15 protein-coding genes are annotated in these 12,424 nt (G+C 66.7%); 10 read left to right on the forward strand and 5 right to left on the reverse strand.

What is annotated here, in order from left to right:
• Positions 1-6 precede the first annotated feature (6 nt).
• From DES47_RS03730 to ushA, 7 genes are all read left to right on the forward strand, one after another.
• The gene (locus tag DES47_RS03730) at positions 7-1,017 is read left to right on the forward strand and encodes a DNA polymerase III subunit delta' (RefSeq protein WP_133699294.1); all 1,011 of its coding nucleotides are present in this window, start codon (positions 7-9) and stop codon (positions 1,015-1,017) included.
• Positions 1,018-1,047: 30 nt separating this feature from the next.
• Entirely contained in the window at positions 1,048-1,461 is a 414-nt protein-coding gene (locus DES47_RS03735; RefSeq protein WP_208114891.1) for a PilZ domain-containing protein, read from the forward strand.
• Positions 1,462-1,498: 37 nt separating this feature from the next.
• A complete protein-coding gene (locus DES47_RS03740; RefSeq protein WP_133699295.1) occupies positions 1,499-2,302 on the forward strand; it encodes a TatD family hydrolase in 804 nt (267 codons plus the stop codon).
• Positions 2,303-2,339: 37 nt separating this feature from the next.
• Positions 2,340-2,918 carry an ankyrin repeat domain-containing protein gene (locus tag DES47_RS03745; RefSeq protein ID WP_166651836.1) on the forward strand — a complete coding sequence of 193 codons (579 nt, stop codon included), beginning with the start codon at positions 2,340-2,342 and terminating at the stop codon, positions 2,916-2,918.
• Between the two features lie 114 nt (positions 2,919-3,032).
• A complete protein-coding gene (locus tag DES47_RS03750) occupies positions 3,033-3,245 on the forward strand; it encodes a hypothetical protein (protein WP_133699297.1) in 213 nt (70 codons plus the stop codon).
• 83 nt (positions 3,246-3,328) lie between these two features.
• Entirely contained in the window at positions 3,329-4,300 is a 972-nt protein-coding gene (locus DES47_RS03755) for a sugar-binding transcriptional regulator (protein ID WP_133699298.1), read from the forward strand.
• Positions 4,301-4,355: 55 nt separating this feature from the next.
• Positions 4,356-5,975, forward strand: coding sequence for a bifunctional UDP-sugar hydrolase/5'-nucleotidase UshA (gene ushA / locus DES47_RS03760; protein WP_166651837.1), 1,620 nt, complete (start codon positions 4,356-4,358; stop codon positions 5,973-5,975).
• A 1-nt stretch (position 5,976) separates the two neighbouring features.
• Here the strand turns inward: ushA and DES47_RS03765 are convergent, their stop codons facing one another.
• Together DES47_RS03765 and DES47_RS03770 are read right to left on the reverse strand one after the other, a co-directional pair.
• Positions 5,977-6,933, reverse strand: coding sequence for a Bug family tripartite tricarboxylate transporter substrate binding protein (locus tag DES47_RS03765; RefSeq protein ID WP_133699299.1), 957 nt, complete (start codon positions 6,931-6,933; stop codon positions 5,977-5,979).
• On the reverse strand, positions 6,930-7,838 hold the full coding sequence (locus DES47_RS03770; RefSeq protein ID WP_133699300.1) for a LysR family transcriptional regulator: 909 nt from the start codon (positions 7,836-7,838) through the stop codon (positions 6,930-6,932). The genes DES47_RS03765 and DES47_RS03770 overlap by 4 nt, the downstream gene beginning before the upstream one ends.
• 94 nt (positions 7,839-7,932) lie before the next feature.
• Here DES47_RS03770 and DES47_RS03775 point away from each other — a divergent pair, with 94 nt between their 5' ends.
• The gene (locus DES47_RS03775) at positions 7,933-9,168 is read left to right on the forward strand and encodes a PEP-CTERM sorting domain-containing protein (protein WP_133699301.1); all 1,236 of its coding nucleotides are present in this window, start codon (positions 7,933-7,935) and stop codon (positions 9,166-9,168) included.
• 26 nt (positions 9,169-9,194) lie between these two features.
• Here DES47_RS03775 and DES47_RS03780 read toward each other — a convergent pair whose 3' ends face one another.
• On the reverse strand, positions 9,195-9,431 hold the full coding sequence (locus tag DES47_RS03780) for a hypothetical protein (RefSeq protein WP_133699302.1): 237 nt from the start codon (positions 9,429-9,431) through the stop codon (positions 9,195-9,197).
• Positions 9,418-9,783 carry a hypothetical protein gene (locus DES47_RS03785; protein ID WP_208114892.1) on the reverse strand — a complete coding sequence of 122 codons (366 nt, stop codon included), beginning with the start codon at positions 9,781-9,783 and terminating at the stop codon, positions 9,418-9,420. Before DES47_RS03785 ends, DES47_RS03780 begins: the two co-directional genes overlap by 14 nt.
• A gap of 567 nt (positions 9,784-10,350) precedes the next feature.
• On the opposite strand from DES47_RS03785, the gene DES47_RS03790 reads away from it, so the two are divergent.
• Both DES47_RS03790 and DES47_RS03795 read left to right on the forward strand, forming a co-directional pair.
• Complete coding sequence (locus tag DES47_RS03790; protein WP_133699304.1) at positions 10,351-10,743, forward strand: cupin domain-containing protein; 393 nt, start codon at positions 10,351-10,353, stop codon at positions 10,741-10,743.
• Between the two features lie 47 nt (positions 10,744-10,790).
• Positions 10,791-11,426 (forward strand): undecaprenyl diphosphate synthase family protein, encoded by a 636-nt coding sequence (locus tag DES47_RS03795; protein WP_133699714.1) that lies wholly within the window; start codon positions 10,791-10,793, stop codon positions 11,424-11,426.
• A gap of 159 nt (positions 11,427-11,585) precedes the next feature.
• Here the strand turns inward: DES47_RS03795 and DES47_RS03800 are convergent, their stop codons facing one another.
• Positions 11,586-12,350 (reverse strand): SGNH/GDSL hydrolase family protein, encoded by a 765-nt coding sequence (locus tag DES47_RS03800; protein ID WP_133699305.1) that lies wholly within the window; start codon positions 12,348-12,350, stop codon positions 11,586-11,588.
• Positions 12,351-12,424: the final 74 nt, after the last annotated feature.

A 12,424-nucleotide genomic window follows, 5' to 3' on the forward strand; every position in this document is an offset into this window, starting at 1 on the left:
GGCCAATTGCCCTTGCCCTGGCTGGCCACGCCGCTGCGCGCGGCCCTGGCCTCGGCCCGCTCGCATGCCTTGCTGGTTCAAGGGCCCGGCGGGGTCGGGCAGTTCGAGCTGGCCGTCGTGCTGGCCCAGACCTGGTTGTGCGAAGACGCGACCCGCGCGCCAGACGCCTGGGCCTGCGGACGCTGTGTCAGCTGCCGCCTGTTCAACTCGCATGGCCATCCGGACTTCCGCCTGCTGATTCCCGACGCGCTGCGCGAGCCGCTGGGCTGGGCACCGGACGAAGCCGAGGGCGCCGCCAGCGAAACCAAGGCCAGCAAGGCCAAGCCCAGCCGCGAGATCAAGGTCGATGCGGTGCGCGCGGCGATCAGCTTCGCCCAGCAGACCTCGTCGCGCGGACGCGCCAAGGTGGTGCTGGTCTACCCGGCCGAGGCGGTGAACCTGATCGCCTCGAATGCCCTGCTGAAGACGCTGGAGGAGCCTGCCGGCCAGCTGCGCTTCGTGCTTGCCAGCGCCGCCCCCGATGCCCTGCTGCCGACGATTCGCAGCCGCTGCCAGCCAGTGCCCCTGCCTTTGCCGCTGGAGGCCGAGTGCCTGGACTGGCTGCAGGCTCAAGGCGTCGAGCAGCCCGAGATCCTGCTGCGCGGTGCCGGTGGCCGGCCGCAGGAGGCGCTGAACTGGGCGCGCGACGGCGTGCAGGCCAAGACCTGGGCCGCACTGCCCGAGCGCCTGGCCCGGGGCGACGCCACGGCGCTGACCGACTGGCCGGTGCCCCGTGCGATCGACGCGCTGCAGCGCCTGTGCCACGACCTGCTGCGCAGGCAGTGCGGCGCGGAGGCAAGCTATTTCCCCGACAGCGCTGTGCCCAAGCTCAAATATGCCGCCCCGCTGCATGCCTGGGGCCAGGTGCTGAAGCAGGCCGCCCGCCAGGCCGACCATCCGCTGAACGCCGGCCTGCTGATGGAGTCGCTGTTCCTGCAGGGAAAAGCGGCCATCACACAGGCCAGTTCAAAGGCCTGAATGCCGGGTGGGCTGGTTACACTGCAGACCATGAGCGAAGCGCCCAACTCCCGCCCCCCGGCCGCTGCCCCCGGCATTGCCGCGCCGGTGAGCACCGTCGCGGGCGCGCGGCCCAGCGTGATACAGCTGGTGTTCAAGGAGAAGACGGCGCTCTACGCGGCCTATATCCCGCTGTTCTCCGAAGGCGGCCTGTTCGTGCCGACCACCCGCGAGTACAAGCTCGGTGACGACATCTACCTGCTCCTGTCCCTGCCCGAAGACCCGCAGCGCTACCCGGTGGCCGGCAAGATCGGCTGGATCACCCCGGCCAATGCCTCTGGCGGCCGCACCCAGGGTGTCGGCGTGCGTTTCCCCTCGGACGAGAAGACACGGCTGATCAAGATCAAGATCGAAGAGCTTTTGGGCACGTCGATTTCGTCGGCCAAACCTACACAGACCATCTAGCCGTGCCGCGCCCGTGGCGCGTCACTGCAGGCAGCCCATGTTCATAGACTCCCATTGCCACCTCAGTTTCCCCGAACTGCGAGGCCAGCTCGACGACATCCTCGCCAAGATGGCCGAGGCGCAGGTGGACCGCGCCATCTGCATCTGCACGACGATGGAGGAGTACCCGGCCGTGCGCGCTGTGGTGGACCCCCATCCTCATCTGTGGGCCACGGTCGGCGTGCACCCCGACAACGAGGATGTGCACGAGCCGACGCTCGATGAGCTGGTGCTGGCGGCAGCCGACCCCAAGATCGTCGCCATCGGCGAAACGGGCCTCGACTACTACCGCCTCAACGGCCGCAGCATTGCCGACATGGAGTGGCAGCGCGAGCGCTTTCGCACGCACATCCGCGCGTCCCGGGCCAGCGGCAAGCCGCTGGTGATACACACCCGCAGCGCGGCCGAGGACACGCTGCGCGTGCTGCGCGAGGAGGGCGGCGAGGCAGCAGGAGGCGTGTTCCATTGCTTCACCGAGACCATGGACGTGGCCCAGGCGGCCGTGGACATGGGTTTCTACGTGTCCTTCTCCGGCATCCTGACCTTCAAGAACGCTGGTGATCTGCGCGAAGTGGCCTCACGGCTGCCGCTGGATCGCCTGCTGATCGAGACCGACAGCCCCTATCTGGCGCCCATGCCGCACCGCGGCAAGCTGAACAACCCGTCCTATGTGCCCCTGGTCGCCAAACAGCTGGCCGAGCTCCGGGGCTGCACGATCGAGCATTTGGCGGCGGTGACCAGCGCCAATTGCGAGCGCCTGTTCGGCATCCCGGTCATGGCGGAATCTCATGCGATACCTTAGATATTTGATCTATCTCATTGTCACGTATGGATTTTCCATGGCGTGGGCTGGCGATGTGGAAGACTTCTTCACCGCCATAGGTCGTGACGACGGCCGCCTTGTGATGACCCTGATGATTCGCGGTGTGAATCCCAATGCCCGCGACGCCGAGGGCAATGTCGGCCTGGTGGTGGCCCTTCGCGACGAGTCCTTGAAAGCCGCTGACAGCCTGATGCAGTATCCGGCACTGGACGTGAATCTGGCCAATGCGGCGGGTGAGACGGCGCTGATGATGGCGGCGCTGCGCGGCCAGCTGGACTGGGTGAAGAAGCTGCTGGTGCGCGGCGCCCAGATCAATCGCGAGGGCTGGACGCCGCTGCACTACGCCGCGACGGCGGCCGATGGCGAAAGCTCGATCGAGCTGCTGATCAAGGAGGGCGCCGAGCTCAATGCGCGCTCGCCCAATGGCAGCACGCCGCTGATGATGGCCGCCCGCTACGGCCGCGAGAGCGCGATTGATGCCCTGCTCAAGGCGGGCGCGGACAAGGGCCTGCGCAATGAACAGGGCCTCAGCGCGCTGGACTTTGCCCGTGCCTCCGGCCGCGAATATCTGTATCCGAGGCTGACAGCGCACTAGGAAGTTCACTGACACAGGGAATGGGGGGACGCCGACTGGGCGAACCCTTGCCGCCGCCTAGAGTCGGGGCATGGTTACAAACCGGTAACCGCCGTCAACCCCAGGAGCTTCTCCATGCAACAAGCCCAAGCCTGCGCCAACCCGTTTGCGATGATGCTGGACCCGGAGCGCATCCTGCGCGCCGTCGAGGCCTCCGAGCGCCTGAACCATCTGCACAGCCGCATCTGCAGGCCGCTGGACAAGGCTGTCAGCGCGCCCGTCGCAAGCGAGGCCGGCGCGGAATTCGACCGCCTGCTGGATGGGCTGCCCGACGACGAACGGGCCTGACTCCCGGCAAGCTGTCACGGGACTCTTGCATACTGCGACGCTGAACCGCCTCGGGCGGCAATGCGTTTCATCCAAGGGTTCCCATGGCCGCAAACGACCGCCAGGACATGTCCTATGCCGCCCTGAAGGTGGCACGTCTGTACTACCAGCAGCAGCTGACCACTGCCGCCATTGCCCAGGAGCTGGGCACCTCTCGCGCCACCGTCTCGCGGCTCTTGAGCTATGCCAGCGAGACCGGCCTGGTCGAGGTGCGCATCCATGACCCCGCGGCCCAACCGCAGCGGCTGGAGTCGCGCATTCAGCAGGAGTTTGGCCTGAAGGCCATCCAGGTCGTGCCGGTGCCGCCGGGTGCCAGCGAGCAGCAGTGCCTGCGGCGCGTGGCCCAGCAGGCCGCCGCCTATCTGAACACCATCGTCGAGCCGCAGAGCGTGCTGGGCGTTGCCTGGGGCACGACGCTGGCCGCCGTGGCCGATGCGCTGATACAGAAGCCGGTTCGCGAGCTGGATGTGGTGCAGCTCAATGGCTCGGCAACAGGCGCCAATTTCGCCAATGCCTTCGGCGAATCCATCGTCTCGCGGCTGGCGCTGAACTTTGGCGCGCGCAGTCACAGCTTTCCGGTGCCGGCCTTCTTCGACTATGCGGCCACGCGCGAGGCGCTGTGGCGCGAGCGCAGCATCCAGGCGCTGCGGGCGCTGCAGGAGCGGGCCAAGGTGCTGGTGTTCAGCATCGGCGCGGCGCGCACAGGCAGCCATGTGCACAGCGGCGACTATCTGGACGAGGCCGAATTCCAGAGCCTGCAGGCGGACGGCGTGGTCGGCGACATCGCCACCGTGTTCTTCCGCGCCGATGGCAGCTGGCGCGATATCGCGCTGAACGCCCGCAGCAGCGGCCTGGAGCTGGACCGCTTCCAACGTGCCGAGCACGCACTGTGCGTGGTCTCCGGCCGGGGCAAGCTGGCCGGCCTGCGGGCAGCGCTGCGTGGCGGCTTCATCAACGAGCTGGTGCTGGACGAACCGACCGCGATGCTCCTGCTGGAAGACCCCGAGCCAAGCTGAGCCTGGAAGGTCCGGGATCGCGCTAGCATCCCGTATCCCAGTTGAAGGAGCGTTCGTGAATCCAAGTCCGGCCCTGTTGAAAGCCGCGGCGCTTGCCGCCCTGTTCACCGTCGGTGGCTGCGCCGTCCAGGCGCCGCGCGCGCCACTGAAGCTGACCGTGATACACACCAATGACCATCACGGCCGCTTCTGGACCAATGCCGATGGCGAGTACGGCCTGGCTGCGCGCAAGACGCTGATCGACCGCATCCGCGCCGAGGTGCTCGCCAGCGGCGGCCACACCTTGCTGCTCGATGGCGGTGACGTCAACACCGGCGTGCCCGAGAGCGATCTGCTCGACGCCGAGCCCGACTTCAAGGGCATGGACCTGATCGGCTACGACGCCATTGCCGTGGGCAACCACGAGTTCGACAAGCCGCTCTCGGTGCTGGCCAAGCAGCGGCAGTGGGTCAAGTTCCCGCTGCTGGCGGCCAATATCTACAAGGATGGCCAGCGCATGTTCGAGCCCTACCGGGTGTTCGAGCGTGGCGGTTACAGAATAGCGGTGATGGGGCTGACCACCGACGACACGCAGAAGATGGTGTCGCCGGACAATATCCGCGGCGTGACGTTCCGCAAACCCGCCGAGGAGGCGGCGCAGCTGGTGCCCGAACTGCGCGCCAAGGCCGATATGGTGATCGCCACGACGCATATGGGCCATTACCCGGACGGCAATCGCGGCGTCAATGCGCCCGGCGACGTGGAGATGGCCCGTGCCGTCAAGGGGCTGGACCTGGTGGTCGGCGGCCACAGCCAGGAGCCGGTGTGCATGCTGGCCGAGAACCAGCGCAACGATGCCTATGTGCCGGGCCAGCCCTGTGCCCCCGACCGCCAGAACGGTGCCTGGATCGTGCAGGCCCATGAGTGGGGCAAGTATGTGGGCCGGGCCGATTTCGTCATCGACGCCGGTAAGGTCGAGCTGCAGCGCTACCAGCTGCTGCCGGTCAATCTGATGAAGAAGCTGCCCGACGGAACGAAGACGAGCTACACCGAGGCGATCCCGCAAGACCCGGCCCTGCGCGCCTTCCTGCAACCGTTCCAGCGCGCCGGTGACGTTCGCCTGGGCGTGCCGGTGGGGTCGACGGACGGACTGCTCGATGGCGACCGCGTGCGTGTGCGCCGTCAGCCGACCAATCTGGGCGTGCTGGTGGCCAGGGCCATGATGGACAGGGTCGGCGCCGATCTGGCCCTGATCAATTCCGGTGGTGTGCGCGAGTCGATTCAGGCCGGCGCCATCAGCTACCGCGACGTGCTCAAGGTGCAACCCTTCGGCAATCTGCTGGGCCTGGTCCAGCTCAAGGGCGACGAGCTGCTGGCCTATCTGCAGGCCGCCGCGAAGATGACGCCGGGTGCCGGCGCCTTCCCGCAGACGGCCGGCGTGCAGATGCGCATCGTCGGCGGCCAGCTGGAGTCGGCCCTGATCGGGGGGCAGGCGATAGACCCGAAGCGCACCTACCGGCTGGCGATCAGCGTGTTCACCGCCTCCGGTGGCGACGGCTACCCGAAGCTGGACAAGCATCCGGGCTTCGTCAACACCGGCTTCGTCGACGCCGACGTGCTGCGCGCCTATATCGCGGCGCGCAGCCCGCTGAAGGCGGCGGACTACGAACCGGGCGATGCCGTGACCCGGCGCTGAGCTATTTGAGGTGCCCCCCGGCCGCCTCGACCAGGCGCCGGTTCAGCTCCCATTCGCGTGCGATGTGGCGGGCAAACTCGGCGGCCGTGCCACCGGCCGGCAGGTTGTTCACCGCCAGCAGGCGCTGGCGGATGTCGGGCAGCTGCAAGGCCCTGTTCAACTCGGTGTTGAGCCGCGCCAGCACCGGCTCGGGTGTCCTGCCCGGCGCGAAGATGCCGAACAGCGAGACCAGATTGGCCGGGGCGAAACCCAGCTCGGCCAGGGTGGGCACATCGGGCAGCACGTCCAGCCGGTTCGGCGCGCCGACGGCCAGGGCCTTGAACTTGCCGCTCCTGATGTGCTGCAGCTGCTGCGCGCCGACATTGGACGACAGCAGCTCGAACTGGCCCCCCAGCGCGTCGTTGAGCTGCTGGCCGCCACCCTTGTAGGGGATGTGGGTGATGTCGGCGCCGCTGATCAGCTTGACCTGCTCCAGCACCCTATGCCCCGTGGTGGCCAGGCCGGACGTGGCCCAGCGCATGCCCCCGGGCCGGGCGCGGGCCGCCTCCAGCATCTCGGCAAAGCTACTGGCCTTCAGCGCCGGCGTGCCCACCAGCAGCACCGGCGTGAACATCACGCCGACGACCGGGGCAATGTCCTTCAGCGGCTCGTAGCCGACCCGGCCCAGATGCGGCGTCAGCACCAGCGGGCTGATGGCCGAGAACACCAGGGTATGGCCATCGGGCGAGGCCTTGGCCAGCATCTCCATGGCCAGGGCGCCACCGGCACCGGCGCGGTGCTCGACCAGCACCGGCGTGCCCAGCTGGGCAGCGAGCTTCTCCGCCAGCGCGCGGCTGATCTCGTCGCTGACGCCGCCGGGCGGATAGGCCACCACCAGGTGGATGGGGCGGCTCGGCCAGGGCTGGGCGAGGGCGGCGGTGGCCATCAAGCACAGGACCAGGGCAAGCAGGGTCCTCATGGCGCAGCCTGCTGCGCAGCGATCTGCCGCACCAGGGCAATCAACGTGGCCGTGGCGCCCGTGCAATCGTGCTGGCGATAGACCAGCGTCAGCGGCGCTTCCAGCTGTGCACCTTCCAGCAGCGGTCGGTAGACGATGGCATCCGGGTGGGCGCCGCGCATCGAGGCCGGCACGACGGTGATGCCGGCGCCCGCAGCCACCAGATTCAGGTTGGTCATCATCCGGTCCACCTCGGCCACCACCCGCGGGTGAAAGCCCTGAGCCTCGCACAGGGCCAGCAGATTGGCGTACAGACCCGGGGCGCCCGGGCGGCGGGCCAGTATCAGGTTCTGGTCGCGCAACTGGGCCAGGGCGATGGGTGCGGTGGCGGCGGCCAGCGGATGGTCCAGCGCCATCGCCACCACCACCGGCTCGCGGAGCAGGGTCTCGAACACCAGGCCCTCGGGCAGGGCCACCGGCACACGCAGAAAGCCGCAGTGCAGGCGCTCGGCCACCAGCGCCTCGGTGATCTCGGCGGCATTGTTCTCGCTGAGCACCAGTTCGATGTCGGGGTAGCGGCTGCGGCAGGCGCGCAGGGCGGCGGGTGTGAAGCGGTGGGCTGCCGCCGAACTGGTGAAGCCCACATTGACCGTGCCCAGCCGGCCGCTGGCGACGCGGGCCATGCGCTCGCGCATTGCTTCCACATCCTGCAGGAGGCGGCGGGTCTCGATCAGGAACGCGCGGCCGCCTTCGGTCAAGGCCACACCTTTCGGATGGCGGTGGAACAGCACCAGGCCCAGCTCGGCCTCCAGCGCCTTGATCTGCTGGCTCAGCGGCGGCTGCTGTATGCCCAAGGCCGCGGCCGCACGGGTCATGTGGCCGGCCTCGGCCACGGCCTGGAAGTAGCGCAGATGTCGCAAATCCATATGAAATTAGTCTTGACGTGACCGAATCAGTATATTTGACATGAGGTGGTCGTGCCCTTAACTTCGCTGCCATACCTACAACGGAGACAAGAGCATGAAGCATCTCACCCTCGCCAGCCTGTGCCTCAGCGGCCTCTTGGCCAGCAGCGCCGCGCTGGCGGCACCCACGTCCATACTGTTCGTCGGCAACAGCTACACCTTCGGCCGGCTGGATCCGGTGATGAGCTACAACTGGGCCAATGTGCATGACCTGACGGCCCCGTTCCAGGCGCTGTACTCCGGCGGCTCCAACGCCTGGGAGCCCCATCCCTGGGGCGGCGTGCCCGGCATCTTCAAGCAGTTCACCGTGCAGGCCGGGCTGGACTATGACGTGTCGATCTCGGCGCGCAACGCCGCCTCGTTGCGCGGCCAGTTCCTGAACACCGCCAGCCCGCTGTGGGACCTGCGCGGCAATGTGGCGTCAAAGAAGTGGGACGCCGTGGTGCTGCAGGAGCAGAGCGACGCGGCGCTACCCAACGGCATGGGCAAGAACGCCAATCAGGCTACCTTCAATGCCTATGCCGACCAGTTCGAGCGCTTCATCCACAACGGCGCGGCCCAGACCTATACCGAAAGCGCGTTGTTCGGCAGCCAGGCCAAGTGCATGGCCACCGGCCTTTCGGCCGGCAGTTGCAACACCTCGCGGGTGATTCCGGCCAACGCCAACGCCAGCGCGGCCACCAAGGTCTATCTGCTGGAAACCTGGGCACGGCCCGACATGGTGTTCGCCCACAAGATCACCAAGGCCGACCCGACCACGCCCGACGGCAGCCCCATCGTCGACACCTCGGCCGCCGGCGGCGCGGCCACGCTGTACTACGGCAGCCTGGCGGCGATGACGGCCGACCTGAAGACATCCTTCCTCGCCACGGCGGCCAGCAACCCGGGCTTTGCCGGCGTGATACCGGCCGGCGAAGCCTTCCAGAGGGCGATCGATATGGGTCTGGCCAAGTCAGGCGGCTTCTACGACGCCAATGGCGTCTATACCCAGGCGCAGGCCGGTGACCTGATGAATCTGTGGTGGAACGACTATCTGCATGCCAGCAAGTACGGCTCCTATCTGAGCGCCCTGGTGCAGTTCGGCAGCATCACCGGGCTGGACCCGAATTCGCTGGGTGCCAACGAGATTGCCGCCTTCGATCTGGGCATCTCCAAGGCCGATGCGTTGACCCTGCAGCAGATTGCCAGCGCGCAGCTGGGCTTCCCGGCTCCGGTGCCGGAACCCGCCACCTGGGCGATGGCCTTGGTTGGCCTGGGTGCCTTGGTGTACAGGCGCCGTCGTCGCGCCTGAGATGCCGGCCTACCAGGCGCGGTGCATCAACCGGCCGCGATGGCCGCGTCCATTTCCTTGCAGGAGGGGGAGCAGACTGCCTGGGCGCGGCCCAGCAGTTTGCGGGTCTTCATCAGCGAGCGGGTGCGGTGCTTGCCGCAGAGATAGCAGGACATCGTGGCGGTGCCGAACGAGGCGGCAGCCTTGAACGGCGAGCCCGATACCTTGGACTTGTAACGCAGCCCGTCTTCCAACACGGTCGTTTTCGAATCAGCTCTGGCCATTGGTCAATCCTGGTTGGGGGCGGCGCATGACGCGCTCAATCGCCTCGCGGGCCCTCAATTCTGCCTGGAGTGAAAACTCCAGCGGCGAACGGCACAGGCCCGCGTGCGCGTAGGCCGTATTTTCGTACAACTCGGAGGTAGCCGGGTAAAGGTCGAGAAAAGCCCCGAGTTCGGGCGCCTCGCGCAGGCTCTCCAACTCCAGCAGCAGGTGCTGCACCACGGCGCGGTACTGCGCCGCGCCCACTGGCACGCGGCTGCGCTCCAGGCGCTCCAGCAACTGCGCCAGCGTGTGCGCGACCGTCAACTTGCCCTGGGTGGGCTGACCAGCGGAGGTGGATCGGGTGGTGTTCATGGTCGGCAACTGAGGCCTTGAGGGGCAATTTCAAGGCTTCGCTGGAGATCGGTGGCGTTGGAGATTCGGATGCCGCGGAGTGGAGTGCACGTCAGTTGTCCGACGCGGGCCCATAAATCGACTGCGAGTGGCATCTGGACGTCTGGAAGGCCGCCGCCGCCCTCTAGTGCCGCACCCAGGCGGCGCTTACGCGCATCATTCTCATTGCCTGGATCAGCGGCGCGATGTCCAAGATGCGCATCACTCGCTTCAGGTTGTAGGCCAGAACATGCAAGCTCATTTCGGTTCCCACGTTGACGAGCCGTCGCGTCAGGAAGTGCGTTGAGCCCATCCAGTAGCGGCGAGCGTGAGAGGCGCGCGGTAAAGAGGAGTGGCTCCGTGATGCAGCGCTCGGCCACCCGATACACCGCGGTCAATTCGGTCGCCCTCCTATGTTCGGTATCAGACGGACGGCGCATGCTTGAACGCATATTGTTGAGCTTGATATGCCCGCTGGTGCCCAAGTACTGGCTGGGCACCTGTCGAGCAAACCTAATTTGCTGGAAGTCGTATCAACGGAGGAGTGCGATGAAGGGTTTCGTGGAAGACATCGAGGGGCTGGCGACCCGAAACGACGAGTTCCGCAAGGTGCTCTACACGGCAAAAAGCTGCCAACTCGTGCTGATGGCATTGAAGCCGCAGGAAGAGATCGGTGCCGAGGTTCACCAACTTGACCAGTTCTTCAGGGTCGAAGAGGGAAGTGGCGAGGCCGTCCTTGACGGGGTTCGGACCACGATCCGTGCCGGGTTTGCAGTGCTTGTGCCAGCGGGGACGAAGCACAACATCATCAATACCGGTGCGGCAGCCTTGAAGCTCTACACGCTGTATGCGCCTCCTAACCATCGTGACCGTGTCGTCCACCACACGCGTGCCGACGCCGAGGCTGATAGCGAGCACTTCGATGGTAAGACTACAGAGTGAACGGTTGCGACCTGCTGCACCACTCGATGAGTGCTGAACCTTGTTCCATGCGCATCGAGAGTTCGTCGCGCAGCGCGCGACGTTTACCTCGACACATTGGTTTCATCCCGGACGGAAATCGGCGCTGGGCTGTGCAGCAGGGCTTGCCCAAGGCAGAGGGCTACGCGCGGGGCATCGAGCCCGGCCTGGCGCTCTTCGAAGCCTGCAAGGCACTCGGTGTCGAGGAAGTCTCGGTCTACGGATTCACTCAAGACAATACGCGCCGCCCAACCGAGCAGGCCAAGAGCTTTCGTGCCGCCTGCGTCGCCTTCGCGCTGGAGATCCGCAGCCGTGGCGCCGCATTGCTCGTCGTCGGCGACGAACAATCCAAGCAGTTTCCCGCCGAACTGGCAACATTCCGCGTTCGTCAAGGCGCGGGCATCAAGGTGAACTTCCTCGTGAACTACGACTGGGAGTGGGACTTGGCTGGCCTGAAGAATGGCGGGCTGCGGTCGGCCGATGTCTCACGTATGGATATGGTTGTCCGTTGGGGCGGTGGGCGGCGCTTGAGCGGCTTCTTGCCTGTGCAGTCGGTCTACGCCGACATCTTCGTGCTTGACGCGCTGTGGCCGGACTTTCGGCCACAGCACCTGGACGCCGCCCTCACTTGGTTCGGTCAGCAGGACCGCACGCTCGGCGGCTGACGTCAGTGTGCCAGCGCCGAACTCCCCAGTTCGGGTAAGGCAAGCAGTGCCGATGCCGTGCTCCCATTCGCGTTGAGCGCTGGCCATGCGGTGGCGAGCCGCCGCGTTCGGTAGCCCCTCGCCAGTGGTGCGCACATTCCAAGCCCATCGGGCAGTGGCTTAGACCGCCTGGGCGGCCAGGATGCGCCGACTCAGGCCATCGGCCCATACGGCATAGCCCTCAGAACTTGGATGGATTCCGTCCGCCGCCATGCCCACGGTGGTCGTCGTTTCCGGATGCCAATGCATGGTGCGTCCCGCTTGGTCGATCAGCAGTCCGGCCAGGCTCTGGTTCATCTGCTTCGCCCAATGGCCCATGAACCAGCGCAGCGGTTGCGGCAGCGCCAGGCAGGCATGCATGGGCGGCACGGCGCTGTGCACCAGCAGGCTCGGCGCGAAGCGCAATTCGATGAGCTCGGCCAGACGGGTCTGCCAATGTGCCCACTGCAGCGGAGCGCACAGAACAGTCGCGTCATTGGCACCCATCGACAGCACGACCACATCGAATCGCCCGCATGGTGCCGTCTGCAACATCTTCAGCATCCCCGGCGAGTCCAGCCCATTGGCCGCCAGCACGCACCATTCGACGGTGTGATGCCGGCTTAGACGTCGTACGAGCTGGCCGCACAGCGCCTGGTCCTGTGTCGGAGCCCCCGCTCCTGCGGCACCTGAGTCGCCCGCCACCAGCAAGCGGATCAACGGGCCACGGCCTGTGATACCGGCGCGGCGGCCCGGTGGCTCCGGCAGGCGCGGCGTGATGCGCCGCACGTGCGCGCTCTGCAGCCGGAGCAGCGGCGAAAGCAGCCACAGGACGACAAGGCGCTGCCAATGGGCACCCATCAGCGCGTCGTCGGGAGCCCAGCGGGTCCGGCCTGCTGCTTGCATCAATGAGCCTCGTGACCAGGAAGTCGATTCGCCGAGTCAAACGCTGGCGCCCCTGCGCACAGTGGACTTGGGGT

This window comes from Roseateles toxinivorans, assembly GCF_004362525.1.
Classification (GTDB): domain Bacteria; phylum Pseudomonadota; class Gammaproteobacteria; order Burkholderiales; family Burkholderiaceae_C; genus Paucibacter; species Paucibacter toxinivorans.